Annotated in this window: 21 protein-coding genes and 2 pseudogenes; 13 read left to right on the forward strand and 10 right to left on the reverse strand. The window is 43.9% G+C overall.

The window, feature by feature from the left end; all coding sequences use genetic code 11:
* From PN470_RS06855 to PN470_RS06865, 3 genes and pseudogenes are all read left to right on the forward strand, one after another.
* Positions 1 to 816, forward strand: a complete 816-nt coding sequence (locus PN470_RS06855) for a DUF4351 domain-containing protein (RefSeq protein WP_002750702.1) — start codon at positions 1 to 3, stop codon at positions 814 to 816.
* A gap of 49 nt (positions 817 to 865) precedes the next feature.
* Positions 866 to 1,207: a hypothetical protein gene (locus PN470_RS06860; RefSeq protein WP_002750700.1), complete on the forward strand. Its 342-nt coding sequence runs from the start codon at positions 866 to 868 to the stop codon at positions 1,205 to 1,207.
* A 33-nt stretch (positions 1,208 to 1,240) separates the two neighbouring features.
* A pseudogene (locus PN470_RS06865) lies at positions 1,241 to 1,495 on the forward strand (DUF4351 domain-containing protein); the annotation flags it as partial.
* A 2-nt stretch (positions 1,496 to 1,497) separates the two neighbouring features.
* On the opposite strand, the gene PN470_RS06870 reads toward PN470_RS06865, so the two are convergent.
* Both PN470_RS06870 and PN470_RS06875 read right to left on the reverse strand, forming a co-directional pair.
* A complete protein-coding gene (locus PN470_RS06870; protein WP_002736708.1) occupies positions 1,498 to 2,304 on the reverse strand; it encodes an MlaE family lipid ABC transporter permease subunit in 807 nt (268 codons plus the stop codon).
* A 228-nt stretch (positions 2,305 to 2,532) separates the two neighbouring features.
* Positions 2,533 to 4,656, reverse strand: coding sequence for a serine/threonine-protein kinase (locus PN470_RS06875; RefSeq protein WP_271935795.1), 2,124 nt, complete (start codon positions 4,654 to 4,656; stop codon positions 2,533 to 2,535).
* A gap of 208 nt (positions 4,657 to 4,864) precedes the next feature.
* Between PN470_RS06875 and PN470_RS06880 the strand changes: the two genes are divergently transcribed.
* Both PN470_RS06880 and PN470_RS06885 read left to right on the forward strand, forming a co-directional pair.
* Complete coding sequence (locus PN470_RS06880) at positions 4,865 to 5,533, forward strand: hypothetical protein (protein ID WP_271935794.1); 669 nt, start codon at positions 4,865 to 4,867, stop codon at positions 5,531 to 5,533.
* A 370-nt stretch (positions 5,534 to 5,903) separates the two neighbouring features.
* The gene (locus PN470_RS06885; protein ID WP_271935793.1) at positions 5,904 to 7,073 is read left to right on the forward strand and encodes an HhoA/HhoB/HtrA family serine endopeptidase; all 1,170 of its coding nucleotides are present in this window, start codon (positions 5,904 to 5,906) and stop codon (positions 7,071 to 7,073) included.
* Between the two features lie 40 nt (positions 7,074 to 7,113).
* Here PN470_RS06885 and PN470_RS22330 read toward each other — a convergent pair.
* Positions 7,114 to 7,300, reverse strand: a pseudogene (locus tag PN470_RS22330) (hypothetical protein).
* 501 nt (positions 7,301 to 7,801) lie between these two features.
* Between PN470_RS22330 and PN470_RS06890 the strand changes: the two are divergent.
* Complete coding sequence (locus PN470_RS06890) at positions 7,802 to 8,356, forward strand: hypothetical protein (RefSeq protein ID WP_002737808.1); 555 nt, start codon at positions 7,802 to 7,804, stop codon at positions 8,354 to 8,356.
* On the opposite strand, the gene PN470_RS06895 is transcribed toward PN470_RS06890, so the two are convergent.
* From PN470_RS06895 to PN470_RS06920, 6 genes are all read right to left on the reverse strand, one after another.
* Complete coding sequence (locus tag PN470_RS06895) at positions 8,357 to 8,674, reverse strand: hypothetical protein (RefSeq protein ID WP_272104142.1); 318 nt, start codon at positions 8,672 to 8,674, stop codon at positions 8,357 to 8,359. It lies immediately after the preceding gene.
* A 122-nt stretch (positions 8,675 to 8,796) separates the two neighbouring features.
* Positions 8,797 to 9,687: a beta-carotene hydroxylase gene (crtR, locus tag PN470_RS06900; RefSeq protein WP_002737746.1), complete on the reverse strand. Its 891-nt coding sequence runs from the start codon at positions 9,685 to 9,687 to the stop codon at positions 8,797 to 8,799.
* Between the two features lie 161 nt (positions 9,688 to 9,848).
* Complete coding sequence (locus PN470_RS06905; protein ID WP_004163265.1) at positions 9,849 to 10,268, reverse strand: helix-turn-helix domain-containing protein; 420 nt, start codon at positions 10,266 to 10,268, stop codon at positions 9,849 to 9,851.
* Entirely contained in the window at positions 10,252 to 10,551 is a 300-nt protein-coding gene (locus PN470_RS06910) for a type II toxin-antitoxin system HigB family toxin (protein WP_271934977.1), read from the reverse strand. The genes PN470_RS06905 and PN470_RS06910 overlap by 17 nt, the downstream gene beginning before the upstream one ends.
* Before the next feature lie 177 nt (positions 10,552 to 10,728).
* Positions 10,729 to 11,136 carry a PIN domain-containing protein gene (locus PN470_RS06915; RefSeq protein WP_272104145.1) on the reverse strand — a complete coding sequence of 136 codons (408 nt, stop codon included), beginning with the start codon at positions 11,134 to 11,136 and terminating at the stop codon, positions 10,729 to 10,731.
* Positions 11,126 to 11,347, reverse strand: a complete 222-nt coding sequence (locus tag PN470_RS06920; RefSeq protein ID WP_271934973.1) for a hypothetical protein — start codon at positions 11,345 to 11,347, stop codon at positions 11,126 to 11,128. The genes PN470_RS06915 and PN470_RS06920 overlap by 11 nt, the downstream gene beginning before the upstream one ends.
* A 114-nt stretch (positions 11,348 to 11,461) precedes the next feature.
* Here PN470_RS06920 and PN470_RS06925 point away from each other — a divergent pair, with 114 nt between their 5' ends.
* The 5 genes from PN470_RS06925 to PN470_RS06945 all read left to right on the forward strand — a co-directional run bounded on the left by PN470_RS06925 (position 11,462) and on the right by PN470_RS06945 (position 17,883).
* A complete protein-coding gene (locus tag PN470_RS06925) occupies positions 11,462 to 11,629 on the forward strand; it encodes a hypothetical protein (RefSeq protein ID WP_016515501.1) in 168 nt (55 codons plus the stop codon).
* A gap of 84 nt (positions 11,630 to 11,713) precedes the next feature.
* On the forward strand, positions 11,714 to 11,995 hold the full coding sequence (locus PN470_RS06930) for a DUF433 domain-containing protein (RefSeq protein ID WP_002750657.1): 282 nt from the start codon (positions 11,714 to 11,716) through the stop codon (positions 11,993 to 11,995).
* Positions 11,992 to 12,339, forward strand: a complete 348-nt coding sequence (locus tag PN470_RS06935) for a DUF5615 family PIN-like protein (protein WP_012264318.1) — start codon at positions 11,992 to 11,994, stop codon at positions 12,337 to 12,339. Before PN470_RS06930 ends, PN470_RS06935 begins: the two co-directional genes overlap by 4 nt.
* Before the next feature lie 209 nt (positions 12,340 to 12,548).
* Positions 12,549 to 17,123: a glutamate synthase large subunit gene (gltB, locus tag PN470_RS06940; protein WP_272104147.1), complete on the forward strand. Its 4,575-nt coding sequence runs from the start codon at positions 12,549 to 12,551 to the stop codon at positions 17,121 to 17,123.
* Positions 17,124 to 17,214: 91 nt separating this feature from the next.
* A complete protein-coding gene (locus PN470_RS06945) occupies positions 17,215 to 17,883 on the forward strand; it encodes a hypothetical protein (protein WP_272104150.1) in 669 nt (222 codons plus the stop codon).
* A gap of 118 nt (positions 17,884 to 18,001) precedes the next feature.
* On the opposite strand, the gene PN470_RS06950 is transcribed toward PN470_RS06945, so the two are convergent.
* On the reverse strand, positions 18,002 to 18,121 hold the full coding sequence (locus PN470_RS06950; RefSeq protein WP_002777099.1) for a type II toxin-antitoxin system Phd/YefM family antitoxin: 120 nt from the start codon (positions 18,119 to 18,121) through the stop codon (positions 18,002 to 18,004).
* Between the two features lie 244 nt (positions 18,122 to 18,365).
* On the opposite strand from PN470_RS06950, the gene PN470_RS06955 reads away from it, so the two are divergent.
* Positions 18,366 to 18,605: a hypothetical protein gene (locus PN470_RS06955; protein ID WP_002750644.1), complete on the forward strand. Its 240-nt coding sequence runs from the start codon at positions 18,366 to 18,368 to the stop codon at positions 18,603 to 18,605.
* Positions 18,605 to 19,006 (forward strand): putative toxin-antitoxin system toxin component, PIN family (locus PN470_RS06960; RefSeq protein WP_271934969.1); only part of this gene is annotated, 402 nt, incomplete at its 3' end. The genes PN470_RS06955 and PN470_RS06960, both read left to right, overlap by 1 nt.

Genomic DNA, 19,006 nt, shown 5'->3' on the forward strand with positions numbered 1-19,006 from the left:
ATGTATGATTCTACTTGTAAATTTATCGCCCTGGAATATTCGAGAGATTTAGCCACTTGGTTATTAGGTAAACCTTTGGATTTAACCGAAATTAAACCCTCAGAGTTGTCATTAGAGCCGATAAGAGCCGATAGTTTAATCTTTTTGGAGTCAGAAGAATTAATCTTACATATTGAGTTTCAAACCGACCCTAAAGAGGATATTCCCTATAGAATGCTCGATTATGCCACAAGACTCTATCGACGCTATCAAGGCAAACCTATCTATCAGGTAGTGATTTATCTAAGGAGAAGTACCTTACCCCTAGTCAGACAGAATGACTATCAACAGGGAAAAACTTATCATCAATTTGAGGTGATTAGACTATGGGAACAACCCTATCAACCCTTATTGCAAGCACCAGGACTATTGCCCTTTGCTATACTAGCTCAAGCTGAGGAGCAAGAGAATTTACTGCGGCAAATCGCCCAAAAAATCGAACAAATCAGCGACAGTCGAGAACAAAGCAATCTGGCTGCCTCCACCGCAATTCTCGCCGGATTAGTATTAAACAAAGACATCATTCAACAATTGTTGAGGAAGGACATTATGAAAGAATCTGTCATCTATCAGGAAATCAAAGGGGAAGGAAGACAAGAAGAAGCCATCAATTTGCTTCTACGTCAATTAAATCGGCGTATAGGTGGCATTTCTGCCGAATTATCTGCCAATATCCAAAGTCTTTCTCTAGAAAATTTAGAAAACTTAGGAGAAGCTTTATTAGATTTTCAGTCAGTAGAGGACTTAGAACAATGGCTAGAAAATGAGCGTTTTTAACTAATTTACTGCGGTTATTTTTATTCTATTAATTCCCTCTATTATCATTATGTCAGATCATCAAGCTAGTTATGCCGTCAATGCAATGTTAGGTCGATTGTATTTGAAAAATAAGGCGTTTCAGTCCCTAAGTTTTGAAGAACAACAGTCGATAGTTTTGGACATAATTAAAGAATCATTCCGTTGCGATGTCAATATCAGTGAAATTCTCAGCAATGAGTGTTTTTATGATTTTGATGATGTGGAAGAACAGAGAACGATAGCAACGATATTTAAAATTTGTTCCTACTGTGGTCAAGCATCAGCTAACGTACAAGACGATGGAGATAATTTTAGAAAAGCAGCAATTTGTTCCGATTGTCTTGCTAAATACTTCCCCGGTGGATATTAGAGATAATTTAATCTCAACCTAGGGATAATCAATATTCAACAATTGTTGAGGAAGGATATTATGAAAGAATCTGTCATCTATCAAGAAATCAAAGAGGAAGGAAGACAAGAAGGAGCCGTCAACTTGCTTCTACGTCAATTAAATCGGCGTATAGGTGAAATTTCTGCCGAATTATCCGCCAATATCCAAAGTCTTTCTCTAGAAAATTTAGAAAACTTAGGAGAAGCTTTATTAGATTTTCAGTCAGTAGAGGATTTAGAACAATGGCTAGAAAATGAGCGTTTTTAACTTTACTGTCCAAATAAAACCGAACTATTACCAGAGCCTTGGAACAAGATCCAAGTCATCAGCAGATTAGATACAAAAATCGCTAAGAGCATAGTGACTACGGCTGCGGTCGTAGCTTGGCCAACTCCTTTAGCACCGCCATCGGTCGTTAAACCCCAATTACAGCCGATAATCGCGATTAAAGCCCCAAAAACCAACCCTTTAACCGGTCCACTCAGCACGTCTCCCACGCGCAGGAAACCGCGAACCGAGTCGAGAAAAACTGAATTAGCAATCCCGTATAAACTTTGGCCGACCAGCAAACCGCTACCTAAACCGATCAGCAGCGCCATAATACTCAAAGCGGGAACCATCAGACAACAGGCAATTAAACGAGGCAGCACCAGATATTCCACGGGATCGGTTTTGAGCATATAGAGTGCGTCGATCTGCTCTGTCACCTTCATGGTGCCGATTTCCGCCGCAAAAGCCGATCCTACCCGACCGGCTACCACGATCGCCATCATAATCGGACAGAGTTCCCGACCGAGAGCAAGGGCCAAAATTCCCCCCACCATACTGCCAGCACCCAAAGCTTGGAACTCCCGGGCCACTTGGATAGTAAAGATCATCCCGATCACCGCAGCCGTGATCATGGCAATAATCAGGGAAGCAGGCCCGGCTGCCACCATTTGTTCTTGGGTGACGCGCCAATCGGGTTTGCGCGTGAATAGGAAGTAAAAAACCCTGCCGGTTAAGAGTATCGCTAACCAACAGCGCCGAAACCAAGAGCTTAATTCCTTGCTAAAAATCGCCAATAAATCCTTCATGGCCACCAAAATCGATCGGACTAGAGAAAAGTCTATCCTGTTTTGTCTTCTAACTCCCATTTCCTACCACGCTATGGATAGCGGAGAATTTTTATACTGAACTAAAATAGCGATCGCTGATTAGCTGGTAGTGAATAATTAGAACTCTTGCAAATTGATTATATGTTATAATAATAGGTTGGCCAATTCAAGTCTGAATTGCATCACTATCTGAAAAAAGAGCGGAAGTTAGGGAACTGGTTCCTCGCTATCCACTTTCGGGGTTGGGTTTTGGGGAGATTGCTGAAGTTCTTGCCAGCGAGTTTCTGCCAGTTGTTTTTGTGTTTGCACTTCTTGGTCATTGGAACGATAACGAAGTGATTCTTGATAAGCTTGAATCGCTCGCTCGTATTGACCGAGTTTAAACCAACTATTGCCTAAACTTTTCCAGGTTTCGGGGTTATCTTTTTGTCTTTGAATCGCCTGTTGATAGGCGGTTATGGCTTGGGAATAGTCGCCTAAACGATAGCAAGCGTTACCGATACCGATAAAAACTTCAGATTTTCGGGAAGAAATACGGCGAGCTTTTTCGTAGGATGCGATCGCTTCTTGAAATCTTTCCAGTTGATGAAGTAATGCGCCTTGATTTAACCAAGCTTGATAATAATTAGAATTGGCTTTAGTTGCTTGAGTAAATGCCTCCAAAGCTTCTGAATTGCGGCCTAATTTTTGCAGAATAATCCCTTGACTATAGTGAGCTTGGGAAAATTGGGGATTAAATTGTCCGGCTTTGCTATAACTTTCTAAAGCATTATTAATTTTATTTAATTGATACAAACTATTACCTTTTTGATACCAAATTAAGGCATTATCTGACTCGATCGCTAGAGCCTGATCGTAGGCTTTAACTGCCCCTTCATAATCCTCAAGATTTTGTAATGACCAGCCTTTTTTATACCAGATTTTGGCATCATTTTGCTGAAAAGTTAACAATTTTTCAAGAGCTTTTTGGGCGGCGGAATATTGTTGCAGTTCTAGATAAATATCGGCTTTACCTTGCCAAGCTTGACTAGCGGCAGGATTAAGAGATAAGACCCGCTCAAAACTTTCTAAAGCCTCCTGATTTTTATCTAATTTATCTAAAGCTTCCCCGCGACCGAGCCAAGCTTGCCAAGCGGAATCTGGGTTAATTTGAATAGCTTTTTCGTAGGTATTTAAAGCTTCCGAGTATCTTTTTAAAGCCAATAAAGCATCGGCTTTTCCTTGCAATGCCTCAAGATAATCGGGATTAATTTTTAAGGCTTGACCATAGGAATTAAGGGCATCAGTATAACGTTTGAGTTGATAAAAAGTCTGACCTTGTTGATAGTAACCAAGAGAATTACGAGAATTTTGCCAATAGTCAAACCCCAGATAAGCACCAGCTATTAAACCAATTGTCCCCGATACAAACAAGATTTTTGTTAGCCAAGATTTCCCTTGACGAGCAACTTGACTTTGAGATTTCACTGCCTGGGTAATTTTCGGATCGAGATGATGAATTTTTCCTAATTTTCTCAGAGCGATTAATGCTTCACTGGCGCTGGTATAACGCTGACGAAAATCATAGCAGATCATGCGATCGATAACATCACTAAACTCGGCGCTAGTCATGGCCAAATGTTGCCAGAGAATTTCCCCCGTGCGAGCATCCAAGGGAATATCTTGGGGAGCTTTACCGGTTAAAGCTTGTAATCCAATCATACCAGTGGCATAGATATCGCTACTAAAACGGGGATAACCTTGGGCCTGTTCACTGGGGAAATAACCGGGAGTACCGATAGCGACTGTAGAAACGGTTTTACCTTCTTTAACTACTTGAGTGCTAATTTGTTTGACAGCACCAAAATCAATTAAAACCAATTGATCATCTTGGCTGCGACGAATAAGATTGAAGGGATTAACATCGCGATGGATCACCTGTTTCTGATGGACAAATTCGAGAATTGAGAGAATTTCTATTAATAAAGCCACTACTTTCTCTTCATTTTGCCTATAGACACAGGCAGTAATTTCTGTGGCTAAATCTTCCCCTTCAATGTATTCCTGCACGAGGAAAAATTGCCCATTTTCTTCAAAATAAGCAAATAAACGGGGAATATGGCGATAATTGCCCAATTCTTGCAGGATTTTCGCCTCAGTTTCAAAGAGTCGTCTAGCGATGGCTACAGTTTCGGCATTCCGGCACTGGGGTTGAAATTGTTTGATCACACAGCGATTTTGATTGGGTAACTGGCGATCGCAGGCCAAGAAAGTCTGTCCGAATCCCCCTTTTCCCAATTGACGGATAATTTGGTAGCGATGACTAAGGATTTTTCCGGCAGCGAGTTCCATAGACGATGGCAATCCGAGGTTTTTTACCATTCTAGGCTTTTCGACTCTCTTTTGCGGTCGATGGACAAAACGCAGAAATTCCCCTATTCTACTTTTTTCCCTCTCTATAGGGAAAAAATTCCCTGTGGAGGGGACTGACATGACAGACAGAAAAAAATAATCTAGAAACAGAGAAAGTTCACTGTTGTTTTTTGAGAGGATAACCGCTATGTCTATCAATCCTGTTACCAGAGCCAGTACAGCTTTACTGATTACCCTGCTCATGGGTTCCATGTCCGGCACTTTTCCCGTCCTCGCTCAAAGTAATATTAATCGGCCACGTCTGATCGCTCAACAAATCTCGATTCCGGCGGGAACAGTTATCCCTTTGAATTACGAGAAAGCCGATAAAATTTTAGTTTCTAAAAGTGATGTTATTCCTCTGACTTTAACCGTAGCCAGAGATATTCGTAACCGGAATGGGAGTGTGGTGATTGCAGCGGGAAGTGAAGTCAAGGGTACTTTACAAGCGACGGGCCAAGGTGTGCGGTTTATTGCCGAGGAAATTCGCCTCGATGGGGGTAATCGCACTATTCCCCTCAATGCCACTTCGCGATTAATTACTACCACTGAAACCGTGCGTAAAGGGGCAAAAACTCAAGATATCTTAGCGGGAACCGTCGCCGGTGCGGGAGCAGCCACAGCGATCGCTGCCCTTACGGGCGATCGCAAGATCGAAGTTCTCGATGTCTTAGCGGGGGCAGCCGTGGGAACCCTTGCAGGATGGGGTTTACCGACGGCGGGAATTGTCGGTGGTAGTTCCGCGCAGTTATACTCTGTTAACCCCGATCGAGATTTAAATATTACCCTGCAATCGCCCCTAGTGATCAGAGATTAGTTAGGGTCTGCTGAAAAAGTTTTTCGTGGGGGCAGGGTGTGGGGTGTGGGGTGTGGGGTGTAGGGTTTTACCGATTTTGAGGTAGTCAGTTACCTAATTTTCAGGGAAAAAGTCCAGGAATTTTACCCCCGATCACTCCAATGGTAGGCACTTTTTGAGGGAAAAAAAGTCTAAAAGCCTTATCCAACAAGGTTTTTAGATTTATTCAGCCAGCCCTAGTAAACGGCAAACCATGACCAAATCCGTCTGCTGGCGGATTTGGTGTCAACCATCGATTTAAACGGAGCGATCGATTTGTTAGATTTTTAATAGTCGGTCTGTCAACCGATAGACAGAAACAGTTAAAACATCAGAATTCAGAGATCAAAGTATGAAACTTCCTACAGGGTTACGGCGAACTATTACCCACGCTTTGGCAACTTTTCTGGGAGTTATGCTCGGTTTTAGCAGTTTAGCGGCGGTAAATGCTCAAAATCTGCCCACTGCTGCCGCCGATCTGGCCAGAATTCCCCCGGAGATGACGGCGGAAAGTTTTGTCGCTAAGGCAGTGGCCCGCACAGGTGCGGCAGTGGTGCGAATTGACACCGAAGCGATCATTACTCGTCCCAATAGCCCCTTTTTTGATGATCCTTTTTTTCAGGAGTTTTTTGGGGAACAGTTTCGTGTTCCCACCCAGCAGCGAGTGGTGGGCCAGGGATCGGGTTTTATTATCGATGGCAGTGGTTTAATCTTAACTAATGCCCATGTGGTCGATAATGCCGATAAGGTAACGGTAACTTTAAAAGATGGTCGTAGCTTCAAGGGAGAAGTACGCGGTACTGATGAGATCACTGATTTAGCCGTGGTGAAAATTAATCCCCAAGGGGAAAAATTACCTGTGGCCGTCCTGGGCAATTCCGCATCCATACAAGTGGGGGACTGGGCGATCGCAGTAGGCAATCCCGTCGGTCTAGATAATACGGTAACTTTAGGAATTATTAGCACGATCGGGCGCTCGGCGGCTAAGGCGGGTATTCCCGATAAACGCATTGATTTTATCCAAACCGATGCCGCTATTAACCCGGGTAATTCCGGCGGTCCTTTACTCAACGCCCAAGGGGAAGTCATCGGCATCAATACGGCGATTCGTACCGATGCCATGGGCATCGGTTTTGCCATTCCCATCGACCGGGCCAAGCAGTTACAAGCGACCCTAGAATCAGGTCAAAAGGTAGCCCATCCCTATATTGGTGTGCAGATGGTTAATCTAACTCCCGATTTAGCCCGGGCTAATAATCAAAACCCCAATTCTGCCATGATCGTCCCGGAAGTGTCGGGAATTTTGGTGGTGAAAGTCCTACCCAATACCCCCGCCGAAAAAGCCGGGATCCGTCGCGCGGATGTGATTGTTAAAGCTAATAATCAACCGGTTAGCGATGGCGCTGAGTTACAGGAAATGGTGGAAAAAGCCGGGATCGGTCAATCTTTACCCCTAAGAATCAGAAGGGGGGAAAGGGCGATCGATCTCACCGTAATCACCGCCCAAATGTCAAATCAGTAATCGGCAGTCCGGAGTCAGTTATCAGATGTGAGTTTTCAGTTCACTGATCACGGTTCTTCGTTACTTGGTATAGTTCGATCGGGGGGCATAAATCGACTAAATCCTTATCTGGCAAGAAACTTAATTGATTAGCTCGCTCTAGATCGAAAACAATTGACAAATATCGCAGCAATGTCTTTCTCTATAAGGGTTTCATCTCCTATCATCCCGTCCCTTGCATAAGACAAACCGAAGAGCCCAAAAAAGACCAGGTAAGGATGAGAAAGTCTTAGAAAAGAAGATACAATAAATCTTGAAAAGTTATCGTTTAACTGGATATCTTGAATACTCAATTGAGAAAAAGATTAGTTATAAAAAAGTCTATAAAGGTCGTGGAAGAGGAGTCTATTTATAAGTACCTAAGCAAAATGGCTCTCTTGGGTTTGGCGGGTAAAATGTATTCTAAGATACATTCTCAAGAGCGAGGGGGTGGAACGAACCACAAAGACACAAAGGACACAAAGACTGATCAATCATATTGTAAGTTAAACTTATCACACAGAACCTAGAAGAGCCGCAAAATTAATTACACATATCTAACCACCTCTTGCCTCCTGCCTTTTGCCCATCTTCACTAGGAAATTTATTTTGCACGACTACTTATGAGATGCAGCCCTTTCACCTTGAGGATTTATTCGGTAACGAGAAAATGCTATGATTCGGGTTGAATTTACCAAGTTTATTAAATTATGCGTTCTCCCCAATTAATTGTTCTATTGCTCGGTTTATCCCTTCTCCCCGGTATCTCCCCCCCTTTTGTCCATGCTAATCCCTCGATAGTGCCGGTGAAACAATCGGGTAATCGCGATTGGGGACAAAAAATCAGTGAAGCGGAAATTAAAGCAATGATTCAAGACATTGAAACCGCCATTAAAGATAAAAATATCCCCCTAATCCTCAAACACTATGCCCCGTTTATTTCCTCGCAATTGACCATTAAAACCGATGCTAGTACCGAAATTTTTGAGTTAGATGGCATCACGGAACATAAAATATTTTTAGAGGAATCCTACAAAAATATTAAAAGTATAGAGGTTCTTTCTGAGAATTGGGACGTGGATATTCTTGCTAATAACGAGATGGCGATTATCACTCGCGAGCGGGTAGTCAATATTACCAATACTGAGGGTGATAACTATATAGTGGCATCGGAAGCGGTGGCTAAAGTCGCTCCCATCGACGGCAAATTGAGGATATTTTCCATTCAAGAAACCGCCGAAGTGGGACGCAGACCAAAAAAATAATTAACTTCTCCGGTTGGGACTGGACCAACCCGACTCCCGCCGTCTTCTTCCCTCGATAAAACCGTCATCGTAGTCTCTAGAATTGCGCGGATTATCATAGCGGGCAAAGTTAAACCCGTCCTCTAGTCCGCGCTGAAATTCTTGCTCTGGTGGCACAAATCGATAACGTTGTCTATTATCCTGTACCGCTCGGTTGATTAACAAGGCCCCCGCTCCAATACCAACGGCCTCACCAAAGGTTAAAGACCTAGCATAATCGATGTTAATTGTCAAGAGAGTTGTTGTTAAAATTAAGGCTTTTCCCCAATGTTGACTCATAAAATCCTCCTTCAAAAAATCAGGTTGACAACAAAACCAGTACAGATAGAGAGTTTCTCACAAAATCGACCACCGACTCCCTAAAATGAAAACTTTGTACCTCATCATTACGATAAATAAGATCAAGAAGTTTTAGAAGAATGGGAGTGAAAGCGAATACCTAGGAAGACATCGTAGAGAAAACTCCAGAAATTCTTACCTTGCAGTAAACCCAAAGACTGTTCACAGTCTTTTGCGTCTAAAAGCGGTTTAGTGGCATAGTATGCCGGTTGGTATTTGTACCAGGGAATCGACGGCCAAAGATGATGCACGAGATGATAATTCTGCCCTAAAATCAGCAGATTTAACAGGGGACTGGGGTAAACTCGGGCATTTTTCCAACGATTACGCTCTTGGAAAGGACGATGGGGGAGATAATCGAAAAATAAACCGAGGGCAATTCCCACCACTAAAGCGGGAACAAACCAAAAATTCATCACATAGCTGATAAAACCGTATTGACAGGCGACGATGACTATGGTAGCCACAAAAAGACGACTGAGGAACCATTCCAGCAGTTCATATTTTCGCCAGAGTTGCCGCTTAAAAAAGAAGATTTCGTGATAAAAAAATCTGGCCGCAATCATCCACAACGGTCCACCAGTGGAGACAAAATGATCCGGATCATTTTCGGGATCGTTAACGTGCGCGTGGTGCTGTAAATGGACTCTAGTGAAGACTGGAAAGGCAAAACCGAGCATTAAAGCACTGCCATGACCTAAAATAGCATTAAATAGCCGATTGCTATGGGCAGAATTATGAGAAGCATCGTGGATAACTGTCCCCGATAAATGTAAAGCGAGGACATTAGCACTAAAACAAATCCAGTCCGGCCAGGACCATAGCCAATAGCCACAGGTAGATAGGGTTATTAGGCTCAAGGCACTGAAAAACATGGTAACGTTTGGGTTGAAGCCCCCCGGTGCTTTTAAATACTCTTTGGGGACTGTCAGCAACATCTCGGCCGACTGCATTATGGGTGTTGCTCCTTATTGTGTTCGCTTTACTGGCGTAAATTATCATACTACGCCTTTTTCATAAAGTTTTGTAACATTATCTTAATTAATCTAAAGTTATGAAGAAAGTAAGGATTTGTTATATGGTCTTCCCCCTCAGTCCCCGAGGGAAAGCGAGGCTACAAGAGAAAATCACGGGCGCTTAACGCCAGTTTCGCACTTAAACGATTAAAAAATTCGGCTAGAGACTCGGCTTGAGAGGGAGCGATCGCTTGTTTCCCCCCTATCACCGATTCTACTCTATCCCGATCGCCGAAAATATCGACAAGACACTCCCTATCGATATCGAATTCATCAAGTAAAGATTCTAACGTAGCGGTAGGATTTGTTCGGGCGATCGGATAATGTTTCCGCTCGTATTCTTCCACTAATAACACCAATAAATCGAATAATAGTCCTTCGTCATTGCTTAACTCCCGTGACATCATCCCTTCAATTATGCTTAAAAATCGCTCGTATTCTTGGGAGTTATTAATCGGTTTCGGTTGATACTGCAAGAGTAAATCACCATAGGTTAATGGATTAGAAGTAGGGATCATTTTTCCAGTTCTCCTTATTGTATTCAGCGTGACTTAGAATATATTTAACGAAAATGGTTTGACGAGAATAATTGATGTCAGCGATTAAACGGTATTTGTTTCCCTTGATATTAAAAACTATAAAATTTCCCACCGCCTCCGCCTTCGGGTAGCGACCTTGAACCTCTACTAAATTTTTCCAGTTAGCCTTACTAGCGAAGTTATACCAATCGGTAAGAGTGTCTTCCGCGTCCGAGTGGCGTTCCCAAAACTCTCCTAATTTGACTTTACTGATCACGCCCATCGATCGCTAGTTTTATTGTTGTTTTTAACTTAGATAAGTAGCTGGTTATAATTAAATTAAAAATGGATTTTAGGTTCGATCCCCCCTGCCCCCTAGGGTTAATTCATAGTAGGGTTGATTCATGAATCAACCCTACTTATCAAGGGGGGTGTCTGACAACTTTTAACACCTACCTACTTAACCAAAGGGATTAACGATCGTCAATTGATTCTCGATTCGCTGACCATCTTGTAAATCTTCACTGTAGAGAATTTGACAGCCCGCTTCCAGAGCGCTGGCCAGTATTAAACTATCAAAGTAACTATATTGATAACGTTCCGCTAGATTCAATGCCATCTCTATCGTATTAACAGAAACGAGGATGATTGGGAATCCCTCGGAAAGCTCTTGTACAGCGTCTCGAATTTGCGAATAGCTTAGGGAAAATTTCCGTTTTAATACATTTATCGTTTCATTTAAAACCTGTGTACTAATCCAAGCCTCACCCGATCGAACACAATCAATCGCTCGCTGTTGTTTATCCGGCTCATCCTCAGAATACCCGTAAATTAAGACATTAGTATCGATAAAAACTTTATCGGGCATTAGCCTCGTCCCGATCGAATCTAAATCCCCGTGTATTTAAAGAAATCGCCTCGAACATCGTTTTTTCAGTTTTCTGGCTCGGTTCGGGGACGATTTCCGAGTCATCCAAAACAATCACCCGTATCATCTTACCCTCCCATCGAGAAGAATATCGGGGGGGAACGCTCACCCGACCGTCATGAATAACCGTCCTAAATTCGATCGCTTCCATACATGGCTCCAATTAAACCCTATCTCTACTTTAGCTCTAGAGTCAAGCTATCATAGCTCGGACGTATTTTAGAAACTAGAATAAGGTTAAAAATCGCTTGGAGGGCTTACGGTGATGGAAGAAAAAGAAACAGGACTAAATGAACGGGAACTAGAGGAAATTCTGGAAATGGCACGGGATGCGGCGGAAAAAGCCCGATCGATGTGCGAGGTAATTACAGAAAATTCAAAAAAATGGCGAGAAAGAGCGAAACAATCGCCGCAAGTGAGCTCGGGTGGCTGAAGTAACCGAACCGATATTTATGGGGAATAGTCGGGGGTTCGATCGATACGATAAACTAAACGATATCCACTCCAGAAAACCGCGATGGTTCAAGCGACCGAATATCTCTATATCGTTCGAGACGACGAGATCTTACACGGGGAACCAATTATCAAAGGAACCCGTACACCCGTCCGCGCCATCGTCGAAACTTGGCGTCTGGGGGTCGCTCCCGAAGAAATACCCCTAGGAATGCCCCATCTGACGTTAAGTCAGATTTTCAGTGCGTTGACCTATTACAGCGACCATCTAGAGGAAATTAACGCTTATATCGAGCATAACCGCGTTCCCGACGACTTAATCGATCCGCTGCTAAAAAATTCGTGAATAATCTCTTTATCCGTCTCTATCTAGATGAAGATGTTAACGTTTTAATCGCCGAGTTGTTGAGAGCGAGGGGGTTTGACGCGATTACTGCGAGGGATGCGGGACAACTTAACGCCACAGATAAAGCACAACTCGCTCACGCGGTGAGTCAGGGGAGAACCTTAGTCACTCACAACCGAACCGATTTTGAAGAACTGGTTCGCGATTACTTCGATGCCAATCGAACCCATTACGGGGTGATTTTCGCCGTCCGTCGCCCTCCGCGAGAGATCGCAACCCGTTTACTGGTTATTCTTGATCGAGTGACTGCGGACGAAATGCGAAACCAAGTTCGATATATTTAATCGCCAAGAAAAATCGCCGTGACCCATTTTTAGGTTCTAGAATGGTCGGAAGTTGGATTCGGTGTAAAGGAACCCTTGTCACATCGAAACATTTCCTTAAGATATAAGACCGAAGGTCCAGTCTGGATACAAAATTGATATACCTAGAATCGCTACTCTGGCTCACCCTCTAGGCCATTCCCTTCCAGACTGCTAGGCTATTAGACAAGATGAATAACAATCAAACTCCACGGAAACAAGGACTATACGATCCCCGATTTGAACATGATGCTTGTGGTGTCGGTTTTATCGTTCATAAAACGGGGAAAAAGTCCCACGATATTGTTGAACAGGCCTTAACAATTTTACTAAACCTCGATCACCGTGGCGCGTGCGGTGCGGAAAAAAATACGGGAGATGGGGCGGGTATTTTATGCCAAATCCCTGACCTATTTTTCCGGAAAGTGACCAGTAATCTAGGTTTTACCTTACCAGCAGCGGGACAATACGGGGTAGGAATGCTCTACACGGCCCCTGATGCGGAAATTCGCGGGAAAAGTCGCCAGGAATTCGAGAAAATCGCCGCCGAAGAGGGGTTAAAAGTTCTCGGTTGGCGTGATGTTCCCACGGATAACTCTAGTTTGGGCAATTCGGCCAAATCTACCGAACCTTTTATCGAACAGGTTTTCATCGAACGCGATGCCCATTTAAGCGATGATCTGGCTTTTGAACGCAAATTATACGTTATTCGCAAGCGTTCCCACCTTAATCGTCAATCCTTTAATCGTTACTGGTATCCTTGCAGTATTTCTAGTCGTACCATTGTCTATAAAGGGCAATTAATGCCGGTACAGGTGGGTGACTATTTTCCCGATTTACACGACCCCGACTTTCAAAGTGCTTTAGGATTAGTCCATTCCCGTTTTAGTACCAATACCTTCCCCAGTTGGGAACGCGCCCACCCTTACCGTTATATTGCCCACAATGGCGAAATTAATACCCTGCGAGGTAATATTAACTGGATGCACGCCCGTCAGTCGATGTTTGCCTCACCCTTGTTCGGGGAAGACATCAAAAAAATCCAGCCGGTTATTAATATCGAGGGTAGTGACTCCTTAATTTTTGATAATGCCCTAGAATTAATGGTTTTATCGGGGCGTTCTCTCCCTCACGCTGTCATGATGATGATTCCTGAACCCTGGGCAGCCCACGAATCGATGAGTGATGAGAAAAAAGCCTTTTATGAATACCATTCCTGTTTGATGGAACCCTGGGATGGTCCGGCCTCGATCGCTTTTACCGATGGTACGATGATGGGAGCAGTGTTAGACCGCAATGGTTTACGTCCTTCCCGTTACTACGTCACCAAAGATGACCTAGTAATTATGGCATCGGAAGCGGGAGTTTTACCCATTGAACCGGAACGCGTCGCTTTTAAAGGTCGTCTGCAACCCGGCCGGATGTTCCTTGTGGATATGAAAGAAGGTCGTATCGTGGCCGATGAGGAGATAAAAGAAGGTATTGCCAAAGCTCATCCCTATCGCCAGTGGTTAAACGAAAATTTAGTCAATTTAGACGATTTACCGGCCGTTGAAACTGCTCCACCGGAAACTGCTGTTTCCCTAATTCAACAGCAAACCGCTTTCGGCTACACTTTTGAAGAATTACGTCTTTTATTAGCCCCCATGGGCCGGGATGGAGTGGAAGCAGTGGGTTCCATGGGTTCCGATACACCCCTAGCCGTCTTGTCCGATCGCCCAAAACTGCTTTATGATTACTTTCAGCAGTTATTCGCCCAAGTCACTAACCCCCCGATTGACTCGATTCGCGAAGAAATTATCACCTCTCCCATCACCACTATCGGTGCGGAAAGAAATCTTTTGGATCCGCAGCCGGAAAGCTGTCACCTGATTAAACTTAACTCTCCCATCCTCACTAATGCCCAATTAGCGCGTTTACAGGGCAATAGCGAATTTAAAACCGTGACTATTCCCATTCTCTTCGATCCCACTTCGGGAGTCGAGGGAATGCGTGGCACAATTGAGGCAATTTGTCAAGAGGTGGACGAGGCAATTTTAGCGGGCGCGAGCATTATTATTTTAAGCGATCGAGGTATCGATAAAAATCACGCTCCGATTCCCTCACTGCTGGCGGTTGCCGGTTTACACCATCATCTCATCCGGCAGGGAACCCGTACCAGAGTCGGCCTTGTCCTGGAATCCGGCGAACCCCGGGAAGTGCATCACTACGCCCTTTTACTCGGTTATGGTTGCGGTGCGATTAATCCCTATCTAGCCTTTGCCACCCTCGGCAGTATGATCGAGGAAGGTTTATTGGTAGGAGTTGACCACCAGAGTGCCTGTAAAAACTACATAAAAGCCGCCACCAAGGGCGTAATTAAAGTGGCCTCTAAAATTGGCATTTCTACCCTGCAAAGCTACCGTGGGGCGCAAATATTCGAGGCTATTGGCTTAAATCGATCGGTAGTCGATCGCTATTTTACTTGGACAGCTTCCCGCATTGAAGGGGCCGATTTAGAAATTATTGCCAAAGAATCCCTACTCAGACACGGCCACGCTTTCCCCGACCGGGATGTTAATGTGCATACCCTCGATATTGGCGGTGAATATCAATGGCGTAAGGACGGGGAAGCCCATCTTTTTAGCCCAGAAACCATTCATACCCTGCAACAAGCGGTAAAATTGGGTAAATACGACCTCTTTAAGAAATATTCCCAACTGGTCAACCAACAAAATCAAAAATTCTTCACCCTGCGGGGACTATTAACCTTTAAAAACCGGGAAAGTATCCCCATCGAAGAAGTGGAACCGATTGAAGCGATTATGAAACGCTTTAAAACCGGGGCCATGAGTTACGGTTCCATTTCCAAAGAGGCCCACGAATCCCTCGCTATTGCCATGAATCGTATCGGTGGCAAGTCGAACACCGGGGAAGGTGGCGAAGATTCCGAGCGCTACACTTGGACAAATGAACAGGGAGACTCGAAAAATAGTGCCATTAAACAGGTAGCTTCCGGCCGTTTTGGTGTCACCAGTCTTTACCTCTCCCAAGCGCGAGAATTGCAGATAAAAATGGCCCAGGGGGCAAAACCGGGCGAAGGCGGTCAATTACCGGGTAAAAAAGTCTATCCTTGGATTGCCAAAGTCCGTCACTCCACCCCCGGAGTCGGTTTAATCTCTCCCCCACCCCACCATGATATCTACTCCATTGAAGACCTAGCGGAGTTGATTCATGACCTAAAAAATGCCAATCGCGCGGCCAGAGTGAGCGTAAAACTGGTTTCTGAGGTGGGAGTTGGCACAATCGCCGCCGGAGTCGCTAAAGCTCACGCCGACGTGGTTTTAATCTCTGGTTTCGATGGTGGGACCGGTGCCTCACCCCAAACCTCGATTAAACACGCGGGTTTACCCTGGGAGTTGGGACTAGCAGAAACCCATCAAACATTGGTGTTAAATAATCTTCGCAGTCGCATTGCGGTGGAAACGGATGGCCAGATGAAAACCGGCCGCGATGTGGTGGTGGCAACCCTATTGGGGGCCGAAGAATTCGGTTTTTCGACCGCGCCACTGGTAACGTTAGGCTGTATTATGATGCGGGTTTGTCATCTTAATACCTGTCCGGCGGGGGTAGCGACCCAGGATCCGTTATTACGGAAGAATTTCATCGGAGATCCCGAATATACGGTGAATTTCATGAAATTTATCGCCCAGGAAGTGCGGGAAATTATGGCCGAATTGGGATTCCGCACCTTAAATGAAATGGTGGGGCGAACTGATGTATTAGAGCCGAAACAGGCTGTAGAACATTGGAAAGCGAAAGGAATTGACCTAACTCCGATTCTCTATCAACCGGAGGTAGATGCAGAGGTAGGACGCTATTGTCAGATTCCCCAGGACCACGGTTTAGATAAGTCCTTGGATATAACCGTTTTACTGGATTTATGCAAGGATGCCATTGAAAAAGGCGAAAAAGTCAAGGCGACACTACCGATTAAAAATATTAACCGGGTGGTGGGGACGATTTTAGGCAACGAAATCACTAAACGTCACTGGGAGGGTTTACCCGAAGATACCGTACATCTCCATTTTCAGGGCAGCGCGGGGCAGAGTTTCGGTGCTTTTGTTCCCAAAGGGGTGACACTGGAGTTAGAAGGGGATGCCAATGATTATGTGGGTAAGGGTTTAAGCGGTGGCAAAATCATCGTTTATCCGCCCAAAGGTTCCACTTTTGTGGCCGAGGAGAATATTATCATCGGTAATGTGGCTTTATACGGCGCGACCAGTGGTGAGGTGTATATTTCTGGGGTTGCTGGGGAACGTTTTGGGGTGCGTAACTCTGGGGTGACTACGGTGGTTGAGTCCGTTGGCGACCACGCTTGCGAGTATATGACGGGGGGTAAAGTCGTTGTTTTAGGGCCCACCGGTCGCAATTTCGCCGCCGGGATGAGTGGTGGTGTCGCCTACGTCCTCGATGAGTCGGGGGATTTCGCCACTCGTTGCAATACCCAAATGGTAGCTTTAGAGGCACTAGAAGGGGAAGAAATCGACGATTTACGCGAGTTAATTCAACGCCATGCTGATTACACCCAAAGTCAAAAAGCGTCCCTAGTTTTAGCAAATTGGTCGGAAATGTTGCCCAAGTTTGTTAAAGTAATGCCCAAGGATTATAAGCGGATGTTGCAGTGTATTAAAGAGGCGTTAGATTCTGGTTTAACCGGCGATTCTGCCCTCGATGCGGCTTTTGAAGCCAACGCCCGCGATGTGGCAAGGATTGGCGGTAGTTAGAGGTTAAGGGGGCTGAATAAGCCCCCTTTTTTTCAATTGATGATCTAGAATCTACAGTAAATACTAACCATCTATCGATCTATAGAGGTGTATGATGAAAAAGTTTATTGGTTATGCCAGTGTTTTCATTGTTAGTTTTTCTGGTTCGGCTATAGCTTTTGATAATGAACAATTAATCGCTTTAAATAATTCTGATATTGCGGTTACTTGCTGGAAAAGTTCTTTTTCTAGTGCAAGTGTACAACATAAATTTAATTCTAATGGTACTTATGAACGAACCGAGTTTAATAATAATCCTGCCAGCGAAATAATATCGACGGAAAATTGGAGAATATCTTCTTCGTGTCCAGAAGACTGGTCGCAAAGATTAATTAATAACACTTGGTTTGAAGCAAGTGGTTTTATCGAAACTCAGCAAGGAAAATATAATTGCCAAGTTTTAGAATCAGGAATTACTGGCGTTTTTTTTACTATCAAGTGTAATAATGGTTCGGTTATTTATAAAACTGAAGATTTTTGTTTTGAAGATGATCTATCTAGGGGCGATCCTAATAGAAGATGTGCTGATTTTATATTTATAATTGATAAAAATGGTTCTGAATTTAAAATGAATTATGAAATAATAATGAACCAGATTTGTAATAATGGAATAATGACTCAGCAACTCAATTTTATTGCTTTTCAATCAAGTTTTAGGTTTAGTGGTTCTGTTATTATCAAATTACGTTATCGTCCTGTCTTAAAGCCAGAAGGTTTTTAGGAAGTTGATGGGTGCTGCTACTGAGTCGGGATTCCTTGAGTGTGTAACAGAGCAGAGTATGGCTATCGATTAGACATTTCAAGGCAGATACTCCGAGAAGTCTTGTAAGTGTTCTTTATCATCGGCTTAATTTTGCCAGTGGGAAATTATTATCGGTAATTAACAATTCTTCCCCTAGTTTGAGATTGTATATCAGTTCGGGCAGTTTGGCTTGAGCTTCTTGGAGAGAGACAATCATAATTTTACGGCAAGCGGTAAGATGAAAGGACTTTCTAGGCCGATAATACTAAATCCGTTGAGTAACGCACAGAAAACGGGTTTCTCGGAGAAACCCGTTTTCTACTCATGCAAAAATAACCAGATTTGGTACAACTTCTCGATTCTAACCGATCGAAGCCCAGAAGGGATAGGCGAACAGAAAACCCTCTCCATTAAGGACTCGTGTTAAACTGATTAATCATGCTGGTGTCTAGAAGCGACCTATGCCAAACTTAACCTTAAGCAACGAACAAGTAATCGAATTAGTCAAACAACTCCCCGAAGCACAGCAACAGGAACTATTTAGATTCCTCATCCAGCGTCAGTGGGGAAATATGGAAGCTATAACCGATTACGGAAGCCAACAGGCAAAAATCGTCGCAGCAGAACGCGGCTACGATTGGGATACCATGACGGAAGACGAAAGAGAAGAATTTATCGATGAAATCGTTCATGAGAAGTAGTGATTTATACTGTTGTCTTCGACACAAATATTCTCATATCTGCTGCGCTTTCTAAAGGCGGTAGCCCGAATAGTTGTTTTTCCCTAGCCCAAAGCAAACTGATTCGATCGGTCACTTGTCCAGAGATTTTAGGCGAATTATCCGAAAAACTTCTACTAAAAATCAAATTTCCTGAAGAACGAGTTAGAAAATACATTGAGGAAATTTGTGAGGCTTCTAGCATTGTTTCTATAGGTGGAACACTTAGAGCCGTTCCCAATGATCCCGATGACGATATGATCATAGAATGTGCAATCGCTGGCAAGGCTACCCATATTATCACGGGAGACAAACATCTTCTTTCACTGGTTGAATATCAAAATATTCAGATCGTGAAAGCAAAAGACTTTTTGGACTTTTTA

It is taken from the genome of Microcystis sp. CS-574, assembly GCF_028329095.1.
GTDB lineage: Bacteria > Cyanobacteriota > Cyanobacteriia > Cyanobacteriales > Microcystaceae > Microcystis > Microcystis ichthyoblabe_A.

Bases quoted from the DNA above. Each gene is read 5' to 3' on its own strand.
- PN470_RS06955 (WP_002750644.1), top strand. From the start codon at position 18,366: ATGCCAAACTTAACCTTAAGCAACGAACAAGTAATCGAATTAGTCAAA.
- PN470_RS06950 (WP_002777099.1), bottom strand. From the start codon at position 18,121: ATGATTGTCTCTCTCCAAGAAGCTCAAGCCAAACTGCCCGAACTGATA.
- PN470_RS06925 (WP_016515501.1), top strand. From the start codon at position 11,462: ATGGAAGAAAAAGAAACAGGACTAAATGAACGGGAACTAGAGGAAATT.
- PN470_RS06930 (WP_002750657.1), top strand. From the start codon at position 11,714: ATGGTTCAAGCGACCGAATATCTCTATATCGTTCGAGACGACGAGATC.
- PN470_RS06885 (WP_271935793.1), top strand. From the start codon at position 5,904: ATGAAACTTCCTACAGGGTTACGGCGAACTATTACCCACGCTTTGGCA.
- PN470_RS06875 (WP_271935795.1), bottom strand. From the start codon at position 4,656: ATGGAACTCGCTGCCGGAAAAATCCTTAGTCATCGCTACCAAATTATC.
- PN470_RS06855 (WP_002750702.1), top strand. From the start codon at position 1: ATGTATGATTCTACTTGTAAATTTATCGCCCTGGAATATTCGAGAGAT.
- PN470_RS06895 (WP_272104142.1), bottom strand. From the start codon at position 8,674: ATGAGTCAACATTGGGGAAAAGCCTTAATTTTAACAACAACTCTCTTG.
- crtR (WP_002737746.1), bottom strand. From the start codon at position 9,687: ATGCAGTCGGCCGAGATGTTGCTGACAGTCCCCAAAGAGTATTTAAAA.
- PN470_RS06870 (WP_002736708.1), bottom strand. From the start codon at position 2,304: ATGAAGGATTTATTGGCGATTTTTAGCAAGGAATTAAGCTCTTGGTTT.
- PN470_RS06860 (WP_002750700.1), top strand. From the start codon at position 866: ATGTCAGATCATCAAGCTAGTTATGCCGTCAATGCAATGTTAGGTCGA.
- gltB (WP_272104147.1), top strand. From the start codon at position 12,549: ATGAATAACAATCAAACTCCACGGAAACAAGGACTATACGATCCCCGA.
- PN470_RS06945 (WP_272104150.1), top strand. From the start codon at position 17,215: ATGATGAAAAAGTTTATTGGTTATGCCAGTGTTTTCATTGTTAGTTTT.
- PN470_RS06890 (WP_002737808.1), top strand. From the start codon at position 7,802: ATGCGTTCTCCCCAATTAATTGTTCTATTGCTCGGTTTATCCCTTCTC.
- PN470_RS06905 (WP_004163265.1), bottom strand. From the start codon at position 10,268: ATGATCCCTACTTCTAATCCATTAACCTATGGTGATTTACTCTTGCAG.
- PN470_RS06915 (WP_272104145.1), bottom strand. From the start codon at position 11,136: ATGCCCGATAAAGTTTTTATCGATACTAATGTCTTAATTTACGGGTAT.
- PN470_RS06920 (WP_271934973.1), bottom strand. From the start codon at position 11,347: ATGGAAGCGATCGAATTTAGGACGGTTATTCATGACGGTCGGGTGAGC.
- PN470_RS06910 (WP_271934977.1), bottom strand. From the start codon at position 10,551: ATGGGCGTGATCAGTAAAGTCAAATTAGGAGAGTTTTGGGAACGCCAC.
- PN470_RS06880 (WP_271935794.1), top strand. From the start codon at position 4,865: ATGTCTATCAATCCTGTTACCAGAGCCAGTACAGCTTTACTGATTACC.